This is a genomic window from Mesorhizobium sp. L103C105A0, from assembly GCF_000502215.1.
GTDB lineage: Bacteria > Pseudomonadota > Alphaproteobacteria > Rhizobiales > Rhizobiaceae > Mesorhizobium.
Map to the genome: position 1 here is coordinate 110,266 of NZ_AYXF01000004.1, position 26,520 is coordinate 136,785.

A 26,520-nucleotide genomic window follows, 5' to 3' on the forward strand; every position below is an offset into this window, starting at 1 on the left:
CTTACTTGTAGATGAAGCCGACAACGCCGTGGTAGCGGCCGTTGGGCTTGTCGGTCTGCATGGTGCCGTAGACGCGGTTGACGCGGCCAAGGAACATGGCCGGACCATCGCCGGCGGCATTGAAATTGTCGTCCGGCTTAGCCAGGTCGTTGCGCGCCACCGGCCGAGCCAGATAAGGCGTGATGATGATGACCAGTTCAGTTTCATTGCGGACGAAATCGCGGCTGCGGAATAGCGTGCCGAGCACCGGGATCTTGGTCAGGCCGGGCAAGCCCGATACAGCCTGGCGGACGTCGTCGCGAACGAGGCCGGCAATCATCATCGAACCGCCCGACGGCAATTCGACGGTGGTGTCGGCAAGTCTCTTGCGGATCGACAGAAGCGTCAGGCCGGGCAAGCTGCCGCCGCCTTCCAGGGTGGTAGCACCTTCCGAGGTCGGCTCCGAAACCGATGTTCTGACCTTGAGGCTGATCCGACCCGCCGACAGCACAACGGGCTGGAACTCGAGGCCTATGCCGTATTCCAGCTTTTCGTTGGTGTAGGTGACCTGGCCGGTCTGGTTGTCGGTCGAAACGTTGTTCGTACGTGCCGTGATGAGATTGAATTCGCCGCCGACCCTGAACGTTGCCTTCTCGCCCGAAACCGCGGTGAGGGTCGGTTCTGCAAGCGTCTTCATGACGCCGCTTTGCTCCATGGCATTGATGTAGGCTTTGAGGCCACTGCCGCCCAAGTTAAAGCCTGAATTCTGCGAAAGCGGCTTTCCCAAACCGTAGTTGGGCGAACTCAGCGCACCGTAGGCGATGCCGTCCATGCTGCCGCTGCCAACCATGTTGACGCCGAGCTGCTTCATCACCGAGCGGCTGACTTCGGCCACGGTCACCTTCAGCGTCACTTGGTCGTCGCCGATGATCTGTAGCAGGTTGACGATCTTCGAGACCCGGCGTTCGGCATCCGGGTTGTTGATGTCGACGCCGCCATTGGCATTACCGCCGGCCGCGGTCTGCGAATACTGGCCCGTCGTCGCTTCACCGCCGGACACGAAGATGGTTGCCAGATCGACGGCGCGCTTGGCATCGAGCGGCGTATCCACCGTCCCGGTCAGGACGACGTTGTCGTTCAGCAATTCGACCTTGATCTCGGCATTCGGAAGGAAGCGCTTGAGGTAGTCTTCCAATCCGGCGACGTCGCGTTCGACGGCCAGATCCAGGCTGGCAATCTGCTCGCCATTGGGACCGAAGACGAAGATGTTGGTTTCGCCCACCGACTTGCCGAACAGATAGATGCGCCTTGCGGTGCGGGTCACCGCATCGGCGACCGCGGGATTGGCGACAAGGATGTCGTAGGCGTCGCTCGGCAGATCGATGACGACCGATTTGTTGAGGCCGAGCTTGACACGTTGCGTGGCGGTCGAGGCCGTGACCCCGACGCTCTTTCCGGCGGCCTTGGCGTCGCCGAGGCCACTTGCATGGGCTCCGAGGAAAAGCAGGCCGACGGCTGCAGCCATGGTGACCGGCAGTTTAGCGACTAACCTCATTTCCTTGCCCCTACTTCGGAAACTTCGCCCGATTTGATCAACCGCACCGTTCCGCGCCGCCCACTGCCGGAAACGAGGTAGTCGGCTTCATCGGTACCCTTTTCCTTGTTGTCGGTGATCGAGCGCAGCGCCAGCGTCAGGCGATCGGCCATCTGCTGGGCGACGGTTATGATCTCGGCCTGCTGCGGCGTCAGCTCCAGCGTCGCCGTCTGTCCGACCCTGGTCTTCTTGCCTTCCTCGTCCTCCTGGATGGTCTGATCGATCGCCAGGACGCGGATGTTCTTGAGGATGGTCTCGGTGGTGAATCCGCTGCCGCCGTTGCCGGTGTCGGATCTGCGGGTCATGATGACGTCGACAAAATCGTTGGGCAGGATGAACCCGCCTGCCGACGTGTCAGCCGAGATCGCGGTGGCGACGGCACGCATGCCGGTGGGCAGGATCGAAGACATGAAGCTTTGCCCCTCGCCGATCAGCTTGGAGCGCCGCAGCGGCTCACCGGTGTACATCGCCATGCGGGCGACGGAGCCCTTCAGTTTCTCCCGCGCTTCGGGTTCGGCGGCACGGGTGATGAAATTCGCATTGATGCCATCGGACGGCCAGGACTCCCAGCTGAGATTGTTCTCAAGTGGGCTGCCCATCGGCACGTCGCCGGAAAGCACGAGCACATCCTGCAAGGCAATGGCCGGCGCCTGCGGGGCATCGGCGACGACCTGCTGGGGCGGGACCGCCACCATATTCTTGGCAACATAACCTGCACCACCCGCCGCAGCCACCGCCACGCCCAGAATAATCAGTCGGGATGCTGGCATCTGTCCGAACCCTCGCCTTTAGGCAACCACCTAGCCAGGCCGGACTTTGCAGCGGCAATCGTCAAAACAAGGTTAATGCAATGCTTACGATCGTGATTAATTTAAGGTTTACATAAATTGGACGGACCCGTGCTCCGACGACAGAAAGGGCGAACAGCGGCCTCTTTTCAGACCGATGTCGGAGCGGCAAAGGTTGCTTGCTGTTTCAGTTCGCCAGCTTTGCCAGTGCCCAAACCATCAGGGGTGAATCCGGATAGGTCAGCAGCCCGCCAATGCCGAGTGCAATGCCGTAGGGAACGCCAGTCGTGTCGTCGGCGAAATGGCGCAGGAATAGATTGTGGCTGGTGTAAATCGCCAGCGGCGATTTCCGGTAGAGAAGGATGGCGAGCGTCAGCAGTCCGCCGATGAACGTCGATATCACGAGATACTCGACAAGGTGAATGTTGAACCCCATCCAGACGGCGGTGCCGGCGAGCAGCTTGGCGTCGCCGCCACCCATGCCGCCGAGTGCAAACAGACCGAACGTCACGGCCAGCACCAGGCCGCCGGCGGCGAAATGCCAGCCATAGGTTGCCCAGTCCATGGCCGTCAGCGGCGCAACCAGCGCAAACACCGCCAGCAGCAGCACCGGTACGCGGTTGGCGATCGTCATCGACAGCATGTCGGAGATCGCGGCGAAGAGCATGCAAAAAGGAAAGATGACGAAGATCAACGCTTCGAGCATGGGCGCGACACCCTGTTGCCAACTGTATCCAGCCTCAGCCTAGACATATATGATTAACGATCGATGAGACTGGGTTACTCAAAACCACCCGACGCGATGAAATAAGGGCCGCCAGTCAGGCGGCCCCTATCTCTAAGGCAACCAGTGTATTACGAACCACTCACCTTACCGGCGATGGCGATGAACTTGGCGTTCAGGGCATTGCCGAGCTGACCAGCGCCAACCATGATGGCAAGCGCGATGAGAGCGGCGATCAGACCGTATTCGATAGCGGTCGCGCCGGATTCGTCCTTCGCGAAACGTGCGATGAGATTAGACATTCGAGAGCTCCTACTCCACGTGTTACAGCACTTCCGTCAACTTCTGTGGTGGTTGATCGGATGCTGCCAATCTACGGAGAAGCTCTTTCAATCGGCTTAATAAACAGCCTTACCGATTCCTTTCCCGCTTCGAACAGCTTGCGTGGTTAACCGTAAACTAAACGCTGGACAGTAGCTCGCCTGCCCGTGAAGAGCTGTAATTTCACGGCTATCGGCAGGATGCATTGTTACATTAGCTGGCAGCAGGATTGGTGCGAATACCCCGGCGCCGGTCAAGGGTTTAACCGTTGGTTCACCAATCTCCTTCATGTTTCTTTGAACAAGTTTTGCCGCTGTGGAGCGCCTTGATGACTGCCATGAAATCGTCATTCCTGCTTGTCGCGCTTCTCGCCGTCCCGGCTTTTGTGCTGCCGGCCAAGGCCGGAGCCGGCATCGAAGTGACGATGAATCAGGCCAAGATCGTCAAACTGACACGCCCCGCCGACACCATAGTCGTCGGCAATCCGGCGATTGCCGACGCCTCCGTCCAGGATGCATCGACGATCGTACTGACTGGCAAGGGGTTCGGCGTCACCAATCTGGTTGTCCTCGACCACGATGGCAGCCCGATCGTCGACGAGCAGGTGACCGTGGTGCGCCAGGACGCGTCGTCCGTGCGTATCTACAGGCGCGCCTCGGTACAGACCATGTCCTGCACGCCCTATTGCGAAAGCTCGTACAAGAGCGACTCGGAAAAGTCGTCCGAAGCCGAGATGAGCGCTGGGCAGTAAGCGCCTCAGTTGGCTCGATTGTCTCGGGAAAGCCGCGTCGGTTAGCGGCCGGTTAATGTCGCCTGGTCGAATTTAACGGTCATTCAAACCGGAGCTAAATGGGTTCTTGATAGTGGTGCTGACGGTACCGCATCAGGATCGCAGGAACGGGATATGGGCGACGTTTTGGACGAGGATTCAGAACGCGAGATCTGCAAGGCCAAGGCAGGGCGCGTGACGTTTGCCCGTCGTTTCCTTCGTGATCGGCGCGGCAGCACGGCGATAGAATTCGCGATGCTTGCGCTACCGTTTGCGGCTCTCGTCTTCGCCATCCTCGAGAGCTGCGTTTCATTTGCCGGACAGGAGGTGATGGCCAACATCACCGATGATATCGCCCGTCAGTTGCGTACTGGCCAGTTGAGGCAAGCCGATGTGACGGAAGAGAAGCTGAAGGGCTTGGTCTGCGCCAGACTCGAGATCATTGTCGCGAAGGGTTGCCCCGGTTTGCTGGTGGATCTGCGCCCGTTCAAGACCTTTGCCGGGGCAGCCAGTGCGGGTTTCACGATTTCCGGCTCGACCATCACGCTGACGGGCAAGGATCCGGATACAGGCAAGGACCCGGCTTTCGGGACCCCTACAATAGGTCCGGCAGAATCAAAGAACATGCTGCGGGTCTTTTACCCTTGGCCGGTCATGACCGATTTCATGGCTCAATACATGTCGAATATGGATGGCGGCAAGACTCTGCATTACGCGACGACAACGTGGCAAAACGAGCCATTCGACAACTGAAATTGCACGTGTAAGCAAAAGGAAAAGTGCATGTTTCGTGCGGGGGCACATCCGGGGATGTCGGTTAGCTGGAAGAGAGCGGCGCGGTTTTTTTCCGATCGGCGCGGCATAGCGGCCGTCGAGTTTGCCCTCATCGTGCCTGTCTTGCTGATCATGTATTTCATTACGATGGAGGCCTCGCAAGCCATCGAGGCCAGCAAGAAGGTCAGCCGCATCAGCTCCATGGTTGCCGACCTCGTCACGCAGCAAACGTCGGTGGTCAACGCAGATCTCACCGACATCATGAAGATCGGCAACTCCAGCCTTCAGCCTTACAACCGCTCGGTCGCCAATATCTCCATTACGGCAATCGACATCAGAACCGACCCGAACAATCCGATACCGCAAGCAAAGGTGGCGTGGTCCTGGAGCGTGCTGGATGGGAAGACTGGCCGCGACTCCAACCCGACAACTTCCACCACCGTTCCGGCGACGCTCAATGTTGCGGGGACTTTCCTCATTCGTGTCAAAACCACTCTAGCATACCAACCGATCATCTCCTGGTCGGAAGGCTCCGAAAAGCCGCTCGGATTTATCTCGGCCTTCAACGAAGGCAAGATAACGATGAGCGAAACCTACTATCTCAGGCCGCGCCGGACCACGTCGATCCCCTGCAGCGATTGCTGAAGCAGCTCTGGCCCATCCGACCCCGGCTTTATTGCGCGCCGCTGTCGGTGCTGCCCGACACCAGGCGCACGATGGAATCGGCCATCGCATAGTCACTCGCAGCGGCGAGCGTGAACCCTCCCGAATGTTTCGATTCCACGAAATCGTAGACTTCCGGCGACTGCGATCTGAGATTGGTGAGGAAGACGGTCAGTCGGCGTTTGGCTTCGGGGTCGAGATCGCTGCGGACGGCGTGAGGGCCGTATCTGAGCACGCCGGAGGTCCAGATGATCTGGAGCGCGGCTTCTGGAATGCCCGCCGCCTCCAGTCGCGCCGCCGTGCCGTCCGGATCAGCCGGCTGATCGCCAGCAATCGCCGTCCGGTTTTCCGCCGTGGCCCGCTCCCAGCCGAACAAGGCATCGGCCTGGCCATCGACCAGCATCGCTTCTGCGGCGGCAGCCGAGCCGGCATGAGCGAGGAATGGCGCATCCTGGCTGATCTTGATGCCGTCGGCCGCCAGCCCGGCGAGCGGTAGAAGCGAACCGCCGACATTGTCGGAAGGCGCCATGGCGATGCGGTGCGTTTCCAGGGCCGCGAGATCGGAAAGCCTGCCGTCGCGCGTCAAAAGCACGGAGCGGATGCCCGTGGCACCGTCGGCATCGACCGGCGCCACAAGAGGTTCGACGCAGCCGCAGCGCTCCGAGGCGGTGGCGTAGGCGGTCGCCGAATAGACCGCGTACTGAATCCGGCCAATGGCCTGTGCCTCTATCAGCGCCGCATAGTCATGCGCGACGACGAATTCCACCTTCATGCCGAGCGCCCTGCCGTAGGCGTCAGTCAGCATGGCCAGACCCGGAACCGTGTTGCCGGCGCCCGGCTCGGCAACGATGCCGATCCGAAACGTGCCGATCTGGTCGCGCCAGTCGGCGTGCGCGGCGAGCTGCGAGGCCAGCAGCGCTACAGTGGTCGCCAGTGCACTCCAACCCAGGTCAGCCCGTCTCATCGATCCATGCCCCGCACGCCGTTCCTTGAAGCGCATCGCATGTCTCAAGGATGCGTACAGCGCGCCTGCCCGACTTCGCGACCATCGCGTCAGGCCGTTGCCGCCTGGTTTACGATTTGCCAATGCCGCGACGGGACCTTATGTCTGGTCAACCAGACTGGCAATGACGGCACCGATGGCACGCGCTTTCCTCTTCGTTCTCGATTCTTTCGGCATTGGCGGCGCCGCCGATGCCGAACCCTATGGCGACGCCGGCTCGAACACATTCGGACATATCGCGCTGGCCTGCGCGGAAGCCCGCGCCGATCGCGAGGGCCTGCGCGAGGGACCGCTGAAGGTGCCCACCATGGTTTCGCTCGGTCTCGGCCGCGCAGCAGAAACCGCAACCGGCTTCCAATTCGACAGCAAAGCCGCTGTTTCAGCCTCCGCTTTCCACGGCGCCGCGCAGGAGATTTCGAGCGGCAAGGATACGCCGTCGGGTCACTGGGAAATCGCCGGGCTGCCCGTGCGGTTCGACTGGGGCTATTTCCCCGATAAGGTGCCCGCCTTCCCTGCCGAACTGACCGAAGCGATGATCCGCGAGGGTAAGGTGCCGGGCATTCTCGGCAACTGCCATGCGCCCGGCACGGAGATCATCGAGCGCTTCGGCGAGGAGCATATCCGCACTGGCCAGCCGATCTGCTACACCTCGGTCGATTCCGTCCTGCAGATAGCAGCGCACGAAGTTCATTTCGGCCTGGAGCGGCTCTACGAGTTCTGCAAGACGGTACGCCGGCTGGTCGATCCGCTGAAGATCGGACGGGTGATCGCACGGCCTTTCCTGGGCGAAACATCGGCCACCTTCGAGCGCACCTACAACCGCCATGACTACGCCGTGCCGCCGCCTGAGCCGACGCTGCTCGACCGCTTGACCGGGCGCGGCAGCCGGGTGATCGCGGTCGGCAAGATCGGCGACATCTTCGCCCACCGCGGTATCTCGGAAGTACGCAAGGCGCCCGGCAACATGGCAATGTTCGACAAGGCGCTGGGCGCGATGGACGATGCCGGCGACGGCGACCTGGTGTTCGCCAATTTCGTCGACTTCGACACCGAGTTCGGCCATCGCCGCGACGTCGCCGGCTATGCTGCAGCGCTCGAAGCCTTCGACCGCCGGCTGCCCGAGGCACTGGCAAAGCTGAAGCCGGGCGATCTGCTCATCCTCACCGCCGACCATGGCAACGATCCGACATGGCGTGGCACCGACCACACGCGCGAACGCGTCCCGGTCATCGGCACCGCACCAGGTCTCACGGGCGGCGACATCGGGCTCAGGACCACCTTCGCCGATATCGGCGAGACGGTCGCCGAACACCTCAAGCTGGCGCGCGGCCGCCACGGCGCTTCCTTCCATGCGGCGATAGGCGGCCATGCCTGAACTGCCCGAGGTCGAAACCGTCCGGCGCGGCCTGCAGCCGGTTCTGGAATGCGCGCGGATCGTGCGCGTCGAGGCGCGCCGGCCCGATCTCCGATTTCCGTTTCCGGCGAGATTTGCGCAGCGGCTGACCGGCAAGACCGTCATCGCGCTTGGCCGCCGCGCCAAATATCTCACCATACACCTGGACGATGGCCCGGTGCTGATCTGCCATCTCGGCATGTCGGGCTCGTTCCGCATCGAGGCCGCTGATGACAAAGAGACGCCCGGCACGTTCCATCAAGAGCGCTCGAAGAATGCCAAGCACGACCATGTGGTGTTCCATGTCGTGTCGCCTGTCGGCCTCCAGTCTCGCGTGGTCTTCAACGACCCGCGTCGCTTCGGCTTCATGCTGTTTGCGGAAGGCCTGGCCGAGGCGCATCCGATGCTGGCGGGACTGGGCGTCGAGCCGACCGGCAATGCGCTGGAAGGCGCCCTGCTCGCCTCTCTGCTGAAGGGCCGCAGATCGCCGTTGAAGGCGGCGCTGCTCGACCAGAAGCTGATAGCCGGGCTCGGCAATATCTATGTGTCGGAAGCGCTGTGGCGCGCCGGCCTTTCGCCATTGCGCGAGGCAGGCACCATCGCCGGGACCGGCAAGAAGGCCAAGGAACAGAGCGAACGACTGGCCGGGGCAATCCGTTCGGTGATCGCCGATGCGATCGCCGCCGGTGGGTCTTCGCTGCGCGACTATGTGCACACAGACGGGTCGCTGGGCTATTTCCAGCATTCCTTCGCGGTCTACGATCGCGAAGGCGAGCCCTGTCCGACGCCCGGCTGTCGCGGCCACATCGAGCGCATCGTGCAAAGCGGCCGCTCGACCTTTTATTGCCGGACCTGCCAGCGGTAAGCTGGATCGGTCCTTCAGTGCCGCAACCAGGAGGTCAGCCCATGAGCTATGAAACCATCATCGTCGAGACGCGCGGCAAGGTCGGCCTGATCACGCTGAACCGGCCCAAGGCGCTCAACGCGCTGAACGCGCAGGTGCTGGCGGATTTGCTGACGGCGGCAAAGGGGTTCGACGCCGATCCCGGCATCGGCGCCATGGTCATCACCGGTTCCGAGAAGGCTTTTGCGGCGGGCGCCGACATCAAGGAAATGCAGGCCGTCACCTACGCCGAGGCCTATGTGCAGGATTTCTTCGTCGGCTGGGAACAGTTTACCCGCACCCGCAAGCCGATGATCGCGGCGGTCGCCGGCTATGCACTGGGCGGCGGCTGCGAACTGGCGATGATGTGCGATTTCATCATTGCCGCCGACACGGCGAAATTCGGCCAGCCCGAAATCACGCTCGGCGTCATTCCCGGCATGGGCGGGTCGCAACGGCTGACCCGCTTTGTCGGCAAGTCGAAGGCCATGGACATGTGCCTGACCGGTCGGATGATGGATGCCGCCGAAGCCGAGCGCAGCGGCCTGGCCTCGCGCGTCGTGTCGGCCGGCGAGTTGATCGAGGAGGCGATGAAGGCCGCGGCCAGGATATCAGAGTTTTCACTGCCATCGGTGATGATGGCCAAGGAGGCAGTCAACCGCGCCTACGAGACGACGCTGGCGGAGGGACTGCGCTTCGAACGCCGGCTGTTCCACTCGCTGTTTGCGCTCGACGACCAGAAGGAAGGGATGGCAGCCTTTGCCGAGAAGCGGAAGCCGAATTTCACCAATCGCTAGAGTGGCGGCGGCGAGGACCAAAAAGAAGCCAAAGCGGCGTTGACGCGCCGGAAAAGCTGAACTATAAGCCGCTCCAACCGAGGCGGCCGTTGGCTGCCCGTTTGTTTTTTGCGCCCTGCGGCATCCCGCATGCGCCCACCAGATCAGAAGAGAGGCATCATGGCCAATACCTCCTCGGCCAAAAAGGCAACGCGCAAGATCGCCCGCCGCGCAGCGATCAACAAGAACCGCCGCTCGCGCGTGCGTACATATGTCCGCCAGGTCGAAGAGGCACTGGCTGCCGGCGACAAGGCAGCCGCGCTGGAAGCCTTCAAGACCGCAGAGCCGGAATTGATGCGCGCCGCGACCAAGGGCGTGATCCATAAGAATACGGCATCGCGCAAGGTGTCGCGTCTGGCTCACCGCCTCAAGGTGCTGTCGGCCTGATCGACCGTTCCTGAACTGTCGTTCTTTCAAACCCGGCCAATCGCGCCGGGTTTTTCGTTTGCCGGCAAGCACTTAAAAGAACGACCGCAAAACACGCCCGAGCCGCATTCCAGAGTCCGGAATGCTTTGCCGGCACATACACTCCCACTGATATTCCAATCCGCCGAAACGGCCCACGCCAATAAATTTGGCTGTCACAAATTGCTGATATTTTTCAGTGGCTTGCTGGAAGTGATCCACAGCTTGTTCACATAGCCTGTGGGCGACAGGCAGCAAGTTGGTGTCAAGCGAATTATTTCAGAAAATTTCAAACCGCACAGCCATTTTCATATTCGCGGCAAAAGGGTTTGAATCCCAATGGCTTTGTCAAAATATGCGCTTCCAGCACGGAGCCCGAACCGTTGTTCACTAACCAGATTCCTTAAAAATCCGTTAGAGGTGGCCTTGCCCTATCCACAGCGATTTCGGTAATGTCGGTCTATCGAAAGGGACGGGCCATTAGCCCTTAACCCAGCCTGAATCGGCCAGCTAACAGTGGCAGAATTCATGACGTGGATCAATTCCGCGAACGGGTATGGCTTGCCTTTTCGATACGATAGGGGACTGGCGTAATTGTACATGGCAGCTTGATGGCGCACCGGCGTTTTCGCCGGGTAGCACCGCTTTGCCCGAACATGTCAGACGGACTGGCTTTAAGCAGCCGGGACCCATCCCTTTTTGACGAGGCAACGTCATCCGCCGGCGGCGGCGGTGGTGTTGTAGCGAAGATACGGTCGCCGGAAACATGGGTGCAGGAGGCGCACTCCCGGCGGAAAAAAGGTACAAAGGAAAAGGGACGCACAATCATGCAGAGCGGCATCGAGCGGGAGCTTACGGGCGACCTGCCATTTCCCGGAACATTGGTCGGAGCGCACGATATGGCGGCTTCCAACGACGCGGAACAGAAGTTCGACCGGGTCAAGGCCCAATTGAAGGCGCGCCTGGGAACCGAGGTCTATTCGAGCTGGTTCGGCCGTATGAAGGTGGCTGAGGCTTCCCGGGGCATTGTACGCATCTCGGTGCCCACGGCCTTCCTGCGCTCGTGGATCAATGGCCATTATCTCGATCTCATCGCCGATCTGTGGAAGCACGAGGATCCCGAAATCCTCAAGATTGAGATGGTCGTGCGCACCGCGACCCGTCCGGCCCGCAATGGCGTCGAACCCGAGGTCGTGCCGGCGCGCAAGATGACCAAGCATACGCAGACCGCATTGGCGGCCGGCACGGTCGGCCCCGGCAGGATGGAGCGGGCGCCCGCCCCTCGTCCCGGCACGCCGATCGAGAGCGAATTCCGGCACAATGTGCTGGGGTCGCCGCTCGACCCGCGCTACACGTTCGGCTCCTTCATCGAAGGCCCGTCGAACCGGGTGGCTTTCGCCGCAGCCAAAGCCGTGGCGGAATCGCAGTCGAGCGCGGTGCGCTTCAACCCGCTGTTCCTTCATGCAACCGTCGGGCTCGGCAAGACGCACCTTTTGCAGGCGATTGCGGCCGAATCCCTGAAACAGAACCCGAAATCGCGCGTCGTCTATCTGACGGCCGAATATTTCATGTGGCGCTTCGCCACCGCGATCCGCGACAACAATGCGCTGACGCTGAAGGAACAGCTGCGCGACATCGACCTCTTGATCATCGACGACATGCAGTTCCTGCAGGGCAAGTCGATCCAGCACGAATTCTGCCATCTCATCAACATGCTGCTCGACAGCGCCAAGCAAGTGGTGGTTGCCGCCGACAGGCCGCCGTCGGAACTGGAATCGCTGGAACCGCGGGTGCGCTCGCGCCTCAATGGCGGTGTCGCGCTGGAAATGTCGGCGCCGGACTTCGCCATGCGCATCGGCATGCTCAAGCTGCGGCTTGCCACGGCCAAGGTCGACGATGCGTCGCTCAATATTTCGGAGGAGATCCTCAACCATGTCGCCCGTACCGTCACCGGCAGCGGGCGTGAGCTGGAAGGCGCGTTCAACCAACTGCTGTTTCGTCAGTCGTTCGAGCCGGCGATCACCATCGACCGCATCGACGAGATCCTGGGGCACATCTATCGCTCTGGCGAGCCGAAGCGGGTGCGCATCGAGGACATCCAGCGCATCGTGGCGCGCCACTACAATGTGTCGAAGACCGAGTTGCTGTCCAACCGGCGCACGCGCACCATCGTGAAGCCCAGGCAGGTCGCCATGTACCTGTCGAAGGTATTGACGCCGCGCTCGCTGCCGGAGATCGGCCGGCGGTTCGGCGGGCGCGACCACACCACGGTGCTGCATGCGGTGCGCAAGATCGAGGACCTTTCCGGCGTCGACAACACGCTGGCGCAGGAACTGGAACTGTTGCGCAGGCTGATCAACGACCAAGCCTGATCGGCGCGGCAAACGGTCGTCGCGCTTTAAATTTTCTTGTTTTGATGCATGTCGTTGTCCCAAAACCGCTGCGCAGTTTTCGGCGACATGCATCGGTTGCCGGCCAACGTCCGCTTTATCCCCAGAAAGCCCGCTTAACCGGCGCGAACCGGTGGCCCGGACTTGCGTTTGCTGGCTTTTTCCTGTCAGTTTGCATAGATTCTGAGCCTGTTCAGACCTTTCGCGGGGCGCCGCCCACTGGTGACCCGTCCATTCATTCAAGCGAGCCTGTTTCGTCATGCGTGTTATCCTGGAACGGTCCAATCTCCTGAAGTCGCTCAACCACGTTCATCGCGTGGTCGAGCGGCGCAATACCATACCGATCCTGTCGAACGTGCTGCTCAGCGCCGAGGGCGCCAGCCTTGAAATGAAAGCCACCGACCTCGACCTCGAAGTGACCGAAGCGACGCCGGCAAAGGTCGAGCGCGGCGGGGCGACGACGGTTCCGGCGCACCTGCTCTACGACATCGTGCGCAAGCTGGCCGACGGCGCCGAAGTGATGCTGAAGACCGACGAGGACGGCAACGCCATGACGGTAACGTCGGGCCGCTCGAGCTTTCGCCTGCAATGCCTGCCGCAGTCCGATTTCCCGGAGCTTTCGGCGGGATCCTTCTCACACATCTTCCGGCTCGATTCCGTCGCCCTGAGAGGCCTTATCGAAAAGACCCAGTTCGCCATCTCCACCGAAGAGACGCGCTACTATCTCAACGGCATCTACCTGCACACGCATGAAACTGGCGGCAAGCTGAAGCTGCGTTCGGTGGCGACCGACGGCCACCGCCTGGCGCGCGCCGAGATCGACGCTCCGGCCGGGTCCGAAGGCATGCCGGGCATCATCATTCCGCGCAAGACGGTCAGCGAGTTGCAGAAGCTGGTCGACGATCCCGATGTCGCGGTGACCACCGAATTGTCCGACACCAAGATCCGCTTCACCATCGGCAGCGTGGTTCTGACCTCGAAGCTGATCGACGGCACTTTCCCGGACTACCAGCGCGTCATTCCGACCGGCAACGACAAGAAGCTGATCATCGACCGCCAGAGCTTCGCCGCCGCCGTCGATCGCGTCTCGACCATTTCCTCCGAGCGCGGCCGCGCGGTGAAGCTTTCGATCACCGAAGGCCAGGTGACGCTTGCCGTCAACAATCCGGATTCGGGCAGCGCAACCGAGGAACTGGCCGCTGATTACTCCTCAGACCCGATCGAGATCGGCTTCAACGCCAAATATCTGCTCGACGTCGCTGCTCAACTGACCGGCACGGAAGCCAAGTTCATGCTGGCCGATGCCGGTTCGCCGACGCTGATCCACGACATGGCCGATGAGACCGCGCTCTACGTGCTGATGCCGATGCGGGTGTAGCAGCCGCACTGCGGCACACCGCAGCATAATTGATTGCGGCGACTTCTACAGGCGGATAGCGGTTGCCGGAACAAAGTCACATAAGGAAGCTAACACTTACGAATTTCCGCAACTATGCGGCGCTGTCGATCGGCTTTTCCCCCGGCCCTGTGGTGTTTTCCGGCGACAATGGCGCCGGCAAGACCAATCTTCTGGAAGCCATCTCCCTGCTGACGCCGGGCCGCGGCCTGCGCCGTGCGCCCTATGTCGACGTGGCCCGCGAAGGCGGCGATGGCGGCTTTGCGCTCCACGCAAGGCTCGACGGGCCGGAGGGACAGGTCGAGATCGGCACCGGCATCACCGGGGGTGAAGCGGCCGGCGAGGGCGGTCGCAAGGTGCGCATCAATGGCGCGCCGGCACGGTCGGCAGACGCCATGCTGGAATGGCTGCGCGTCGTCTGGCTGACGCCGGCCATGGACGGCCTGTTCCCCGGACCTGCCGCCGACCGGCGGCGCTTTCTCGACCGGCTGGTTTTGGCTGTCGATCCCGGCCACGGCCAGCGTGCGCTCGATTACGAGAAGGCGATGCGCGGACGTAACCGCTTGCTTACGGAAGGCTCGCGCGATGGCGCCTGGTTCGACGCCATCGAGATGCAGATGGCCGAAACCGGCGTGGCGATCGCGGCTGCGCGCGCCGAACTGGTACGCCTGCTTACCGCCATGATCGACAGGCTGCCTTCCAGCGGGCCGTTTCCGCAGGCCGACATCAGCCTCTCCGGCGACCTTGAAAGCGACGTCGCCACAGCACCCGCCGTGGACGTCGAGGAACGCTATCGCGCCGCCCTTGCCGACGGCCGCGAGCGCGACCGCGCCGCCGGACGCACGTTCGATGGCCCGCACCGTTCGGATCTGCTGGTGCGCCACCGCCCCAAGGCGATGCCGGCCGAACTCTGCTCGACCGGAGAGCAGAAGGCGCTGCTGGTCGGCATCGTGTTGTCGCACGCAAGGCTGACCGGCGAGATGTCGGGGATGACGCCGATCCTGTTGCTCGACGAGATTGCCGCGCATCTCGATGCCGGCCGGCGCGCCGCGCTGTTCTCGATCCTGGAAGAGCTGAGCTGCCAGGCCTTCATGACCGGAACCGACGCCGCGCTGTTTTCCAGCCTGAGGGGACGCGCGCAGTTCCTCACCGTCGACCACGGCACGGTTGGGCCAACCGAAGAGACCTGACAAGCTTTTTGCTCCGCTATATGGTCCGGCAATGACCCCTGCCGCCCTCACCGACGAAGAGCTCGAACGCTATGCCCGCCACATCGTGCTGCCCGAGATCGGCGGCGCCGGCCAGCAGAGGCTGAAGCGGGCGCGGGTACTGGTGATCGGCGCCGGCGGCCTCGGCGCGCCGGTGCTGGAATATCTCGCTGCCGCCGGCGTCGGCACGCTTGGAATCGTCGACGACGATATTGTCTCGCTGTCCAATCTGCAGCGGCAAGTGATCCACGCCACCCATACGGTCGGCACGGCGAAGACCGAGAGCGCCAAAGCAGCGATCGCCCGGATCAATCCCCATGTCGCGGTGGAATTGCACGATTTCAGGCTGACGGCCGACAATGCTGCCGTTCTCGTCGCGCGCTACGACGTGGTCGTCGACGGCTCCGACAATTTCGAGACGCGCTATGTGGTGGCGGATGCCTGCGCGGCGGAAAAGCGGCCGCTCGTGCATGCCGCCGTCGGCCGCTTCGACGGCTCGGTGACGGTGTTGATGCCGTTCGGGACCGGCGCCGACGGCAGACCGAACCCTGGATATCGCGACCTCTTTCCTGAAGCGCCGCCGGAAGGACTGGTGCCGTCCTGCGCGGTGGCCGGGGTCGTCGGTGCGCTGACCGGCGTCATCGGCACCTTGCAGGCAATGGAAGCCATCAAGCTGATCACCGGTATCGGCGAACCACTGGTCGGCCGGCTGCTGCTCTACGATGCGCTGTCGGCGCGCTTCGACACGATCCGCTACAAGAGAAGCTGACCGCATGGATCAGCCTGCCAGTGTTTTGGTCACGCAGTTCGCCCCCGGCTTCGACCGCTGGGACGAACTGCTCAGCCTGATCATGCGCGCCTTTGCACCGATGGACGGCGTCATCGACCCGCCCTCCTCTGCGCATCTGCTGTGCGTCGAAAGCCTGAGGGACAAGGCTGGGCGGGAAACGGTGTTCGTGGCTCTGCAGGGCGGCCAGATCGCAGGCTGCGTTTTTGCGCTGGAGAGACCCGATGATTTCTATATCGGCAAGTTCGCCGTCGAACTCGGGCTTCAGGGCCAAGGCATCGGCAGACGATTGATGCAGGCTGTCGAGGACCTTGCCCGCAACCGCAACAAACCCGCCATCGAACTGCAGACGCGGGTCGAGCTCACGGCAAATCACGCAACCTTTGCGCGTCTCGGCTTCCGCGAAACCGCGCGCACGGCGCATGACGGTTATGACCGGCCGACCTCGATCACCATGCGCAAGGAGTTCGCGTGAGCCTCGCCCTCAGCGCACAGGAGCAGACAATCGCCTCCGGCCATGACGGGGCGGCGATGGCGATGCGCATCGTTGCCGAAAGCGCTGCGCTGCTCGGCGCGCCGCGACTGATCCCGATCGCCTCGACGCATATAGACGGCGCGCTCTATCACGGCGATTCCGGCACGCTGTTTGCCGAAAGGCTGGTCGATGGCGGCGCCAGGGTCGCGGTGCGCTCGACGCTCAATGTCGGCGCGCTCGACCTGATGGGCTGCTCGCGCGTGCGCCTCGAAGAGCCGGCGCGCGGCATGGCGCGACGAATGATGGAGGCCTACCGCAAACTGGGCTGCGAGCAGAGCTGGACCTGCGCGCCCTATCAGGCCGGCCACAGGCCAGCGCTTGGCAGCGATGTCGCCTGGGGTGAATCCAACGCGGTGGTGTTCTGCAATTCGGTGCTGGGGGCACGCACCAACCGCTATGGCGACTTCCTCGACATCGCCTGCGCCATATCGGGCCGCGCGCCGGATTACGGCCTGCATCGCCCCGAGAACCGGCAGGCACGGCTGGTGTTCGATGTGTCCGGCCTCTCCGCCTCGTTCCTTGGTTCGGAGATCGCCTGGCCGGTGCTGGGCAACCTCTACGGCCGTGAGGTCGGCAACGCGGTCGGCGTCGTCACCGGCATATCCAGCCATCCCGGCGAGGATGCGCTGAAGGCCTTCGGCGCGGCGGCGGCATCGTCGGGCGCCGTCGGCCTGTTCCATATCGCTGGGGTAACGCCAGAAGCGCCCGACGCCGAGACCATCCTGGTGGGCGGCAGGCCGGAAACGATGATCCGCGTAACGCCGGAGATGGCCATGAAGGCCCGCGCCGGCCTGTCCACCGCAGCCACGCAGACCGCCATCGATGCCGTGGCGATCGGCAGTCCGCATCTGTCTTTGGCCGAATTCGATGCACTTGAGCGGCTGATTGGCGGGCGGCGGCTCAGCGTGCCGATTTACGCCTGCACCGGCCGCCACGTGCTCACCAGGCTGGAGCAGAACGGCAAGCGCAAGATGCTCGAAGCCAGCGGCGTCATCATCGTCGCCGACACCTGCGTGGTGGTGACGCCGATCCTGCCGAATCTGGCCGGCGGCGTGCTGATGACCAATTCGGGAAAATTCGCGCACTACGCGCCGGGCAATACCGGTTACGCCGTGCTTTACGGCTCGCTGGCCGACTGCGTGGAAAGCGCGGTTGCCGGTAAGCCCAGGTTTACGGATATCGCCGCATGAGCGCCGTCGCTGAAATCCTGGTGCCGGGCAGCGGAGGCGAAGGGCTGGCCTTGGTGCTGACGGCGCCGATCAGCTTCTGGGGCGGCGTCGATCCGAAGAGCGGCCGCATCGCCGATGTCCGTCACCCGCAGCATGGCGAGACCATTTCCGGGCGTGTGCTGTTCCTGCCCGGCACGATCGGCTCGTCCTCAGCGTCAGCCGTGCTGATGGAACTCGTCCACAATGGCCATGCGCCGACGGCACTCGTGCTGCACGAGCCGGACGCGATCCTGCTGCTTGGCTTGATTGTGGCCAGGGAAATGGGCTGGCCGACGCCGGTAGCGCTCAGGCTCAGGCGCGACGCTTTTGAGGCCTATCGCGGCAAGCGTGTGAGTGTCGCGGCGGATGGCGCCCTCACAACCGCATCCTGAACGCGGCCCGCTTCAAGTCCGTAGCGGCAGCACGCGGTCCGGCGGCCGGTGGCCGTCGAAGAAGGCGCGGATGTTGATGATCACCTTCTCGCCCATGTCGATGCGGCCCTCGATCGTCGCAGAACCCATATGCGGCAAAAGCACGACTTTGTTCTTGGCGGCAAGCTTCAGCAGTTTCGAGTTCAGCGCCGGTTCGTGCTCGTAGACGTCGAGGCCGGCGCCGGCGATCTTGCCGTCCTGGATCAGCTTGACCAGCGCTTCCTCGTCGATGATGTCGCCGCGCGCGGTGTTGACCACATAGGCGGTGGGCTGAAGCAGAGCTAGGCGCCGCGCCGAAAGCAGATGAAAGGTCGCCGGCGTCGACGGGCAGTTGATCGAGATGATGTCCATGCGGGCAAGCATCTGGTCGAGGCTTTCCCAATAGGTCGCCTCCAGCCCTTCCTCGACCGCCGGCAGCACGCGATGGCGGTTATGGTAGTGGATCGACAGGCCGAAAGCCTTGGCGCGCCTCGCAACCGCAGTGCCGATGCGGCCCATGCCGACGATACCGAGGCGCTTGCCCCAGATGCGCCGGCCGAGCATCCAGGTCGGCGACCAACCGGCCCATTTCTTGTCGCTGGTGAGCACATTGGCGCCTTCGGCCAGCCGCCGCGGCCCGGCCAGCATCAGCGCCATGGTCATGTCGGCCGTATCTTCGGTCAGCACGTTCGGCGTGTTGGTGACGGTAATGCCTTTCTTGGCCGCCGCCGCCACATCGATCTTGTCGACGCCATTGCCGAAATTGGCGATCAGCTTGAGATTGTCGCCGGCCTGGGCAATCAGCGCCGCATCGATCTGGTCGGTGATGGTCGGCACCAGCACATCGGCTTCCTTGATCGCCGCGACCAGCTCCGGCTGCGTCATCGGGCGGTCCTCGACATTCAGCCTGGCGTCGAAGAGTTCGCGCATGCGGGTCTCGACCGGATCGGGCAGCTTGCGCGTGATGACGACGAGAGGCCGTTTTTTGCCTGCCATTGTTTCCTCGAACCCGATCTCGTTGAGACCTCTTTAACCAAGACAGGCGAAACTGAATACCGGTCGCGGTGCCTGCCACTCCTGTAACAAGCGGTGCCGCCGAAGACAAAGAAAAAGGGGCGCCCGGACCAAAGGGCACGCGCCGAAAGGAATGAAAGTGTCTGGTTTCGCGTCGCTTCGCCTGATCCTCAGCGCAGCGCTTCTCGGCGCTCTCCTGCATTCCCCGCAAGCCGCGGCGCAAGGTGCCGCCGCACCTGTGCAGACGGTCACGCTCGGGCCGAGCGGCCTGCCGCTGCCGCGTTTCGTCAGCCTGAAATCGGCTCGCGTCAACTCGCGCGTTGGCCCCGGCGCCAACTATTCCGTCGACTGGATGTACACAAAGGCCGGCCTGCCGATGGAAATCATCCAGGAATTCGATACCTGGCGGCGGGTGCGCGATGCCGATGGCTCGGAGGGTTGGATCAACCAGTCGCTGCTGTCCGGCCGCCGGACCGCGATCGTCGCCCCTTGGCAACGCACCAAAGGTGGCCGAATCAATCTGCTCGACGATGCCGATAAGGACGCCAGCGTCATCGCCATCATCGAGCCGGGCGTTACGGGCACGATCAAAACCTGCGATGGCCAGTGGTGCGAAATGACCTTCGACGGCCACACCGGCTGGATCGCCCAGTCGCAGGTGTGGGGCGCCTATCCCGGCGAGCACGTCAAGAATTGAGATTGCTGGAGGCCTAACGGCCGATACGGCCGAGATGGGTGTCCTGAAAACCGGTCGACAGTTTGAGACCGTAGCCGAGCGCGCGGTCGACGGCGATGTGGATGATCCAGATCAGACCAATCGCGGTCGCCGTCGAATTGGCCAGAACATATCCGGCGAGGGCCAGCAACAGCGGGACGATCAGGATGTGCAACGCGTTGTAAGCGACAGCGCCGATCCGTGCCCCGGCGAGATAGCCCAGCATCGACAGGTCGGGCGCCAGAATAAGCAGGGCGAACAGCCACCAGGAAACGCCTGACGCGGCATAGGCGACTATAGCCACGACCGCGACCGCAACCCATTCGAGCCGGATTGCAAAATCGACAGGTTTCACGGGTTGGGGCTTAAACGCTGCGCTTCGGGCGCAGCCTCACCACGATGTCGACATTGGCGATCTCCATGCCTGCGGGTGGCTCCGGCAGGTTGGAGACGGTCACCGGACCGCTTTCTATATCGAAGATCCTGTTTTCGCCTTCGATGTAAAAATGATGGTGATCGGAGGTGTTGGTGTCGAAATAGGTCTTGGACCCCTCGACCGCCAGGATGCGCAGCAGGCCGGCCTGGGTGAACTGGTGAAGCGCGTTGTAGACGGTGGCGAGCGAGACCGGCACGCCGGCGGCGACCGCCTCTTCATGCAGTTCCTCGGCCGAAAGGTGGCGGTCGCCCTTGGCAAACAGCAGATCGGCCAGCGCAATGCGTTGGCGTGTCGGCCTAAGGCCGGCTTCGCGAACCCGCTTGTCCACAGCGACATTTTCCTTCCGGCCGCCCAGATCCATCTATCCGTCCAAGCCCACAGTTCTGCCTCAAGACACGCCCAGAGTGGCGAAAAAACGTCATCAACCGAAACTGGATACCTCCCGACATATATTCTGTTGGCGGAATACGATCAATAGAGCGACGTGCGTCCAGTTGGACGCACTAAGTGCGCTCTATTGCTTTTTTGGCGTCACATCGTGCTTTCCGGAATCGAAATCGATTTCGGGCCGATGCGAGAGCGCGCATTGACCCGGGCAGACGGGCGGGTTAAGCGCAAACGCCGGTTTCCGGCCCGAAAGGGATTGTGTTAGGAAACCAACGACAAGGGCGCCCCACCGCCCGGGACATTATGGGGACGAGACATATGGCGGGTTCGAAATCCAACTACGGTTATGAGGAATTGCTTGCCTGCGCCCGCGGCGAACTGTTCGGGCCCGGCAACGCCCAGCTACCCTACCCGCCCATGCTGATGTTCGACCGCATCACCGAGATCAGCGAGACCGGCGGCGCCCACGACAAGGGCTTCATCCGCGCCGAATTCGACATCAAGCCGGACCTGTGGTTCTTCGCCTGCCATTTCATCGGCAATCCGATCATGCCTGGGTGCCTGGGCCTCGATGCCATGTGGCAATTGACGGGGTTCTACCTCGGCTGGCTCGGCGAGCCGGGCAAGGGCATGGCGCTGTCGACCGGCGAAGTGAAGTTCAAGGGCATGGTGACGCCTTCGGTCAAGAAGGTGGAATACGGCATCGATTTCAAGCGCGTCATGCGTGGACGCCTGGTGCTCGGTATCGCCGATGGCTGGCTTAAGGCCGACGGCGAACCCATATACGCTGCGACAGACCTCAAGGTGGGGCTGTCCAAGCAATCGGCCGCCTGACCGGCGCCACTGCAGCAGGGCGTTCCCGGACGCGCAACGACGCTGCGGCATTTTGATTTTGCGTATGATCGCCGGCGAAAACCGACTAGGGTTTCGGGATCATCCGCTGGAAGGAGTTGCGAATGAGAAGGGTCGTCGTCACAGGCCTCGGCATCGTATCGTCGATCGGCAACAACGCCAACGAGGTGCAATCCTCGCTCCACGATGCCAAATCAGGCATCAGCTTCTCCGATTCCTTCGCCGAACACGGCTTCCGCTGCCAGGTCTGGGGCGCGCCGACGCTCGACCCGACCCCTATGATCGACCGGCGTGCCATGCGCTTCCTGAGCCAGGGCGCGGCCTGGAACCATGTCGCGATGGACCAGGCGATCGCCGACGCCGGGCTTGGCGAAAGCGACATCACCAATGAGCGCACCGGCATCGTCATGGGCTCGGGCGGCCCCTCGACCCGCACCATCGTCGAGGCGGCCGAGACCACGCTCAAGAACAACAGCCCCAAGCGCATCGGTCCGTTCGCGGTGCCGAAGGCGATGTCGTCGACCGCGTCGGCGACGCTCGCCACCTGGTTCAAGATCCACGGCGTCAACTATTCGATCTCGTCGGCCTGCTCGACCTCGGCGCATTGCATCGGCAACGCCTACGAACTGATCCAGTGGGGCAAGCAGGATGTGATGTTTGCCGGCGGCCATGAAGACCTCGACTGGACGATGTCGGACCTGTTCGATGCCATGGGCGCGATGTCGTCGAAGTATAACGATCGTGCGCCGACAGCTTCCCGCGCGTATGACGCCAATCGCGATGGCTTCGTCATCGCGGGCGGCGCGGGCGTCCTCATCCTGGAGGAGCTCGAACACGCCAAGGCGCGCGGCGCCAAGATCTACGCTGAGATCGTCGGCTATGGCGCGACGTCGGACGGTTACGACATGGTGGCGCCGTCGGGCGAAGGCGCGGTGCGCTGCATGCGCCAGGCTCTGGCGACGGTGTCCACGCCGGTCGACTACATCAACACCCACGGCACCTCGACGCCGGTTGGCGATTCCCGGGAAATGGGCGCCATCCGAGAGGTGTTCGGCGACACGATGCCGTTCATCACCTCGACAAAGTCGCTGACCGGCCATTCGCTGGGTGCCGCCGGCGTCCAGGAATCGATCTACTCGATCCTGATGATGCAAGGCGGCTTCATCGGCGAGAGCGCCCACATCGAAAACCTCGATCCCGAATTCGAGGGCATGCCGATCGTGCGCAAGCGCATCGACGACGCCAGGATCGACACGGTTTTGTCCAATTCGTTCGGCTTCGGTGGCACCAACGCAACGTTGATTTTCCAGCGCTATTCCGCATAAGGCCAGCGTTTTATTGTAGGGGGATTGCCGGCCATGGACGGACTGATGAAGGGCAAGCGCGGGCTTGTCATGGGCGTCGCCAACGATCATTCGATCGCCTGGGGCATCGCCAGGAAATTGTCCGAACACGGGGCGGAGCTTGCCTTCACCTATCAGGGCGACGCCTTCGGGCGCCGCGTCAAGCCGCTTGCCGAGAAACTTGGGGCGTCACTGGTGGTGCCGTGCGACGTCGAGGACAGCGCATCGGTCGCCGCTACCTTCGAGACGCTCGGCAAGGAATGGGGCGGGCTCGACTTCGTCGTCCACGCCATCGGCTTTTCCGACAAGAACGAGCTCAAAGGGCTCTACGCCGACACCAGCCGCGACAATTTCGTCCGCACCATGGTCATCTCCTGCTACTCCTTCACCGAGGTCGCCCGCCATGCCGCCCCGCTGATGAGCGAAGGCGGCGCGATGATCACGCTGACCTATGCCGGCTCTGTCCGCGTCATGCCGAACTACAACGTCATGGGCGTCGCCAAGGCCGGGCTGGAAGCCAGCGTGCGCTATCTCGCCAACGATTATGGCCCGCGCGGCATCCGGGTGAACGGCATATCGGCGGGACCGGTGCGTACTTTGGCCGGCGCCGGAATCTCGGACGCCCGCCACATGTACTCCTACCAGCAGCGCAACTCGCCGCTGCGCCGCACGGTGACCATCGACGAGGTCGGCGGCTCGGCGCTCTATCTTTTGTCCGACCTCTCGTCAGGCGTCACCGGCGAAATCCACTATGTGGATTCCGGCTATCACATCGTGTCGATGCCAACCCTGGATGAGTTGAAGCAGACCGACAGCGTACGCGATTAATTCACCAGAAAAATTAGATGCATCGGCGGAAACTCATTTTAAGGAGATATCCGCTAGAAGTCCTATGGGCTTGGGCTCTGCGCGTTCTTGCTGGGCGCAAAGGATGCTTTAGCCTTTATGAATTTGCGCGTGATATTTCCCGAAAGTCGAGTTGATTTCGGGATCATGCGACAGGGACTGAGCAATGCCTGCTGTCAGCAACCCGAAGCGAACACCTGTGTTCCGGCTGCTCACCGTCGCCAGTTCGGGCCTTGGCAGTTTCATCCTTGGGCTTTGGGGCCTCCGGCATGGTTTCGGGGACGGCTTTGCCGGCATGCAGGCGGAAACCATGATCGGCATCGCGTCGGCGCTATGCGCGCTGGCCGCCGCCGGTGCTGCCTTGTCCTTCTTCGCCGGCGTCGATGAATCGGTGGACTACGTTTTCAACGAAACCCATTTCGACAAGCTGACCGGGCTTTTGGCGCGGCCGGCGATGGTCGGCAGGATTGCCGACGCGGCGTCCGCGACGATCAGGACCGGTGAGCCGGTGTTCCTCATCGACATCGACATCGACCGCTTCAAGCAGATCAACGACGCCATCGGCTACAGCCATGGCGACGAACTGATCCGCGGCTTCACCAAGCGGTTGAAGGCCTGCATGCCCGAAGGCGCGGTGATGGGGCGCATCGGCGCCGGCGAGTTCGCTATCCTTGTCTGGGAACACCAACTCCAAAGCTCGATGGAAAGCACCGTCGAAACCATGATCGAGGAGATGCTGAAGCCGTACCAGCTCGATTCTCACCTGCAGTCGGTCGGCCTGTCGGTCGGCATCGTGGCGATGCCAAAGGATGGCGTCGATCCGGTCCTCATCCTGCGCCGCTCCAACCTGGCGCTGCAGAATGCCCGCGCCGGCGGCGTGGGCAACTGGTCGGTCTTCCATTCCGACATGGGCCAGGTCGCCGACTACCGCCACTGGATCGAATCCGAACTGCACATCGCCTTCGACCGTGGCGATTTCGACCTTCATTACCAGCCGCAGCTCGACCTGCCGACCGGCCGTGTCGTCGGCTACGAGGCGCTGATCCGCTGGAAGCACCCGGAACGCGGCATGATCCCGCCGATGGAATTCATTCCGATCGCCGAAGAGACCGGCATGATCCACCCGATCGGCAATTGGGTGCTGAACAAGGCCTGCAGCGATGCCCGTCATTTGCCCGAGGACTGCTTCGTTGCCGTCAACATCTCGCCGGTCCAGTTCATGACCAAGGATTTCGTCGGCATCGTGCGCGACACGATGGCCAGCACCGGCATCAAGCCGTCGCGCCTGGAGCTCGAACTGACCGAGACGGCGATGATGCAGGACCGTGACCGCGCCGCCATCATCCTGCAGCAGCTTGCCGACATGGGCATCTCGGTGGCGGTCGACGATTTCGGCACCGGCTATTCCAATCTGAGCTACCTGATCGACTTCGCCTTCGGCAAGCTGAAGATCGACCGCTCGTTCGTCAGCCGCATCGACACCGATTCCAATTCGGGCGCCGTCGTCTCTACCATCGTTGGCCTGTCGCGGGCGCTCGGCGTCGGCATCATCGCCGAAGGCGTCGAGACCGAGAACCAGGCGACGCTCTTGCGGGCGGCCGGCTGCGAGATGGTGCAAGGCTATCTGTTCGGCAGGCCGGCGCCGCTCAAGATCAAGCCTGGCGACATCAGACCGACCATTCCCGTCCACGAGCCGGCGCGCATCGTCAGCATGCATTGAGGTGACCGGCACCGTCCTATCGGCGCGCGGAGAAAACCTTGAACATGCCGTCGCGGGCGAGCTCGGCATGGCTGGAGAAGACGGCCTTCAGAACCGGTTCGTAAGGCAGCTGACGGTTCGCCACCATGAACAGCCGCCCGCCCGGCTTCAGCGCCTTGCCCGCCGCCTGGATCATGCCGGCGCCGATTTCCGGCTCGGCCGCCCGGCTGCGATGGAAGGGCGGGTTCATGACGATGGCATCATAGCGCCGCTCGACCGGCTCGCTCAGCAGANGCCGCCCGGCTGCGATGGAAGGGCGGGTTCATGACGATGGCATCATAGCGCCGCTCGACCGGCTCGCTCAGCAGATCGGTCCAGAAGAAGCCGGGCTCGAAGCCTGTCTGGCCGATATTGCCCCTGGCCGCCTCAAGCGCGTCGAAATCCGCTTCGTAAAGGTCGAGCCCCGTTATGCCGGATGAACGTGCCGCGACCTCGGCGGCGACATAACCCCAGCCGGCGCAGAAATCAGCAATGTTGCCGCGCAGGTCTTTGGGCAGGTTGTCGACCAGAAGTTTCGAGCCGACGTCGATCCGGTCGAAGGAGAACATGCCAGGCGCGGTACGGAAGCGGTCCTCTACGACCAAGGCGGGATTGGCGACGCGCAGTTTTTCCGCAGGCGCCAGATCGGCCGGACGGCGAAGCCAGAAGGCGATGCCGTGATATTTCGGCAGATGCCCTTCGATGGGGACAAGCTCGTCGATGCGCTTGCGCAGGCTGGCGATGCCTTCGTCCTTGCCGCCGGCGACAATGATCAGACCGCCCGGCGTGACGCGTTCGATCGCCTCGGCAATACGCATCTCGTTTAGCCCACGATGGCGGCCGGCAAGCACGAGCGCTGCATCGAATGCATCGCCTTCCGCGCGCGGCGTTACCTTGTGACCGGCACGCTCCAGCGCTCGGAGATGCGGCCGGAAACCCTGTGCAAGATGGAGCTCTGCCTCGAAGCCTTCCGGCAAGCGGAAGCCGGGCTCCGCACCCAGGAACAACACACGCTCGCCCTTTTGCGGCAGAGGGAGCCCCTCGGCCTCGAAGGGATGGAACAGTGTCTTCAGCGGCTCAGCGGCCATTCTTCGATTCTCATGTCGTAGACGGGTATTAAACG

27 protein-coding genes and 1 pseudogene are annotated in these 26,520 nt (G+C 62.7%); 19 read left to right on the top strand and 9 right to left on the bottom strand.

Annotated features, from left to right (window positions below; genetic code table 11):
• Nucleotide 1: 1 nt before the first annotated feature.
• From X727_RS150565 to X727_RS150550, 4 genes are all read right to left on the bottom strand, one after another.
• On the bottom strand, nt 2–1,534 hold the full coding sequence (locus tag X727_RS150565; RefSeq protein ID WP_023681984.1) for a type II and III secretion system protein family protein: 1,533 nt from the start codon (nt 1,532–1,534) through the stop codon (nt 2–4).
• Entirely contained in the window at nt 1,531–2,343 is an 813-nt protein-coding gene (gene cpaB / locus X727_RS150560) for a Flp pilus assembly protein CpaB (RefSeq protein WP_023681985.1), read from the bottom strand. Before cpaB ends, X727_RS150565 begins: the two co-directional genes overlap by 4 nt.
• 205 nt (nt 2,344–2,548) lie before the next feature.
• Complete coding sequence (locus X727_RS150555) at nt 2,549–3,067, bottom strand: prepilin peptidase (protein ID WP_023703464.1); 519 nt, start codon at nt 3,065–3,067, stop codon at nt 2,549–2,551.
• 149 nt (nt 3,068–3,216) lie between these two features.
• On the bottom strand, nt 3,217–3,387 hold the full coding sequence (locus tag X727_RS150550; RefSeq protein ID WP_023834320.1) for a Flp family type IVb pilin: 171 nt from the start codon (nt 3,385–3,387) through the stop codon (nt 3,217–3,219).
• Nucleotides 3,388–3,734: 347 nt separating this feature from the next.
• Here X727_RS150550 and X727_RS150545 point away from each other — a divergent pair, with 347 nt between their 5' ends.
• From X727_RS150545 to X727_RS150535, 3 genes are all read left to right on the top strand, one after another.
• Nucleotides 3,735–4,157 carry a pilus assembly protein N-terminal domain-containing protein gene (locus X727_RS150545; RefSeq protein WP_023681988.1) on the top strand — a complete coding sequence of 141 codons (423 nt, stop codon included), beginning with the start codon at nt 3,735–3,737 and terminating at the stop codon, nt 4,155–4,157.
• Between the two features lie 153 nt (nt 4,158–4,310).
• Nucleotides 4,311–4,928 carry a TadE/TadG family type IV pilus assembly protein gene (locus tag X727_RS150540; protein WP_050587055.1) on the top strand — a complete coding sequence of 206 codons (618 nt, stop codon included), beginning with the start codon at nt 4,311–4,313 and terminating at the stop codon, nt 4,926–4,928.
• A gap of 30 nt (nt 4,929–4,958) precedes the next feature.
• Complete coding sequence (locus X727_RS150535) at nt 4,959–5,594, top strand: TadE/TadG family type IV pilus assembly protein (RefSeq protein WP_023681990.1); 636 nt, start codon at nt 4,959–4,961, stop codon at nt 5,592–5,594.
• A gap of 28 nt (nt 5,595–5,622) precedes the next feature.
• On the opposite strand, the gene X727_RS150530 is transcribed toward X727_RS150535, so the two are convergent.
• Entirely contained in the window at nt 5,623–6,576 is a 954-nt protein-coding gene (locus tag X727_RS150530; protein WP_023681991.1) for a PhnD/SsuA/transferrin family substrate-binding protein, read from the bottom strand.
• Nucleotides 6,577–6,751: 175 nt separating this feature from the next.
• Here X727_RS150530 and X727_RS150525 point away from each other — a divergent pair, with 175 nt between their 5' ends.
• The 11 genes from X727_RS150525 (at nt 6,752) to X727_RS150475 (ending at nt 18,048) form a co-directional block, all read left to right on the top strand.
• Entirely contained in the window at nt 6,752–7,990 is a 1,239-nt protein-coding gene (locus tag X727_RS150525; RefSeq protein ID WP_023834321.1) for a phosphopentomutase, read from the top strand.
• Nucleotides 7,983–8,873 carry a bifunctional DNA-formamidopyrimidine glycosylase/DNA-(apurinic or apyrimidinic site) lyase gene (gene mutM / locus X727_RS150520; protein WP_023823750.1) on the top strand — a complete coding sequence of 297 codons (891 nt, stop codon included), beginning with the start codon at nt 7,983–7,985 and terminating at the stop codon, nt 8,871–8,873. The genes X727_RS150525 and mutM overlap by 8 nt, the downstream gene beginning before the upstream one ends.
• Before the next feature lie 41 nt (nt 8,874–8,914).
• The gene (locus tag X727_RS150515) at nt 8,915–9,688 is read left to right on the top strand and encodes an enoyl-CoA hydratase (RefSeq protein WP_023834322.1); all 774 of its coding nucleotides are present in this window, start codon (nt 8,915–8,917) and stop codon (nt 9,686–9,688) included.
• 159 nt (nt 9,689–9,847) lie between these two features.
• Entirely contained in the window at nt 9,848–10,114 is a 267-nt protein-coding gene (rpsT, locus tag X727_RS150510) for a 30S ribosomal protein S20 (protein WP_023681995.1), read from the top strand.
• Nucleotides 10,115–10,959: 845 nt separating this feature from the next.
• Nucleotides 10,960–12,504 carry a chromosomal replication initiator protein DnaA gene (gene dnaA / locus X727_RS150505; RefSeq protein WP_031204276.1) on the top strand — a complete coding sequence of 515 codons (1,545 nt, stop codon included), beginning with the start codon at nt 10,960–10,962 and terminating at the stop codon, nt 12,502–12,504.
• 277 nt (nt 12,505–12,781) lie between these two features.
• On the top strand, nt 12,782–13,900 hold the full coding sequence (gene dnaN, locus X727_RS150500) for a DNA polymerase III subunit beta (RefSeq protein ID WP_023669575.1): 1,119 nt from the start codon (nt 12,782–12,784) through the stop codon (nt 13,898–13,900).
• A gap of 62 nt (nt 13,901–13,962) precedes the next feature.
• The gene (gene recF / locus X727_RS150495; RefSeq protein WP_023726852.1) at nt 13,963–15,108 is read left to right on the top strand and encodes a DNA replication/repair protein RecF; all 1,146 of its coding nucleotides are present in this window, start codon (nt 13,963–13,965) and stop codon (nt 15,106–15,108) included.
• A gap of 31 nt (nt 15,109–15,139) precedes the next feature.
• Nucleotides 15,140–15,895: a molybdopterin-synthase adenylyltransferase MoeB gene (locus tag X727_RS150490; protein ID WP_023681998.1), complete on the top strand. Its 756-nt coding sequence runs from the start codon at nt 15,140–15,142 to the stop codon at nt 15,893–15,895.
• 4 nt (nt 15,896–15,899) lie between these two features.
• A complete protein-coding gene (locus tag X727_RS150485) occupies nt 15,900–16,388 on the top strand; it encodes a GNAT family N-acetyltransferase (protein ID WP_023755156.1) in 489 nt (162 codons plus the stop codon).
• A complete protein-coding gene (locus X727_RS150480) occupies nt 16,385–17,638 on the top strand; it encodes an aconitase X catalytic domain-containing protein (protein WP_023682000.1) in 1,254 nt (417 codons plus the stop codon). Before X727_RS150485 ends, X727_RS150480 begins: the two co-directional genes overlap by 4 nt.
• Nucleotides 17,635–18,048 (top strand): DUF126 domain-containing protein, encoded by a 414-nt coding sequence (locus X727_RS150475; RefSeq protein ID WP_023834323.1) that lies wholly within the window; start codon nt 17,635–17,637, stop codon nt 18,046–18,048. Before X727_RS150480 ends, X727_RS150475 begins: the two co-directional genes overlap by 4 nt.
• Before the next feature lie 12 nt (nt 18,049–18,060).
• Here X727_RS150475 and X727_RS150470 read toward each other — a convergent pair whose 3' ends face one another.
• A complete protein-coding gene (locus X727_RS150470; protein WP_023703476.1) occupies nt 18,061–19,062 on the bottom strand; it encodes a D-glycerate dehydrogenase in 1,002 nt (333 codons plus the stop codon).
• Between the two features lie 157 nt (nt 19,063–19,219).
• Between X727_RS150470 and X727_RS150465 the strand changes: the two genes are divergently transcribed.
• Nucleotides 19,220–19,777 (top strand): SH3 domain-containing protein, encoded by a 558-nt coding sequence (locus X727_RS150465; protein WP_023669569.1) that lies wholly within the window; start codon nt 19,220–19,222, stop codon nt 19,775–19,777.
• Nucleotides 19,778–19,790: 13 nt separating this feature from the next.
• Here X727_RS150465 and X727_RS150460 read toward each other — a convergent pair whose 3' ends face one another.
• The gene (locus X727_RS150460) at nt 19,791–20,150 is read right to left on the bottom strand and encodes a DUF4260 domain-containing protein (protein ID WP_023669568.1); all 360 of its coding nucleotides are present in this window, start codon (nt 20,148–20,150) and stop codon (nt 19,791–19,793) included.
• 10 nt (nt 20,151–20,160) lie between these two features.
• A complete protein-coding gene (gene irrA / locus X727_RS150455) occupies nt 20,161–20,592 on the bottom strand; it encodes an iron response transcriptional regulator IrrA (protein WP_031193300.1) in 432 nt (143 codons plus the stop codon).
• Nucleotides 20,593–20,936: 344 nt separating this feature from the next.
• On the opposite strand from irrA, the gene fabA reads away from it, so the two are divergent.
• The 4 genes from fabA to X727_RS150435 all read left to right on the top strand — a co-directional run bounded on the left by fabA (nt 20,937) and on the right by X727_RS150435 (nt 25,379).
• Nucleotides 20,937–21,452, top strand: a complete 516-nt coding sequence (gene fabA / locus X727_RS150450) for a 3-hydroxyacyl-[acyl-carrier-protein] dehydratase FabA (RefSeq protein ID WP_023745272.1) — start codon at nt 20,937–20,939, stop codon at nt 21,450–21,452.
• A gap of 122 nt (nt 21,453–21,574) precedes the next feature.
• Nucleotides 21,575–22,795 carry a beta-ketoacyl-ACP synthase I gene (gene fabB / locus X727_RS150445; RefSeq protein WP_023696728.1) on the top strand — a complete coding sequence of 407 codons (1,221 nt, stop codon included), beginning with the start codon at nt 21,575–21,577 and terminating at the stop codon, nt 22,793–22,795.
• Nucleotides 22,796–22,828: 33 nt separating this feature from the next.
• Complete coding sequence (gene fabI, locus X727_RS150440) at nt 22,829–23,641, top strand: enoyl-ACP reductase FabI (protein ID WP_023669564.1); 813 nt, start codon at nt 22,829–22,831, stop codon at nt 23,639–23,641.
• A 184-nt stretch (nt 23,642–23,825) separates the two neighbouring features.
• Complete coding sequence (locus X727_RS150435; protein ID WP_023834324.1) at nt 23,826–25,379, top strand: bifunctional diguanylate cyclase/phosphodiesterase; 1,554 nt, start codon at nt 23,826–23,828, stop codon at nt 25,377–25,379.
• Nucleotides 25,380–25,395: 16 nt separating this feature from the next.
• Here X727_RS150435 and X727_RS01000000164725 read toward each other — a convergent pair.
• Nucleotides 25,396–26,485: pseudogene (locus tag X727_RS01000000164725) on the bottom strand (class I SAM-dependent methyltransferase).
• Nucleotides 26,486–26,520: the final 35 nt, after the last annotated feature.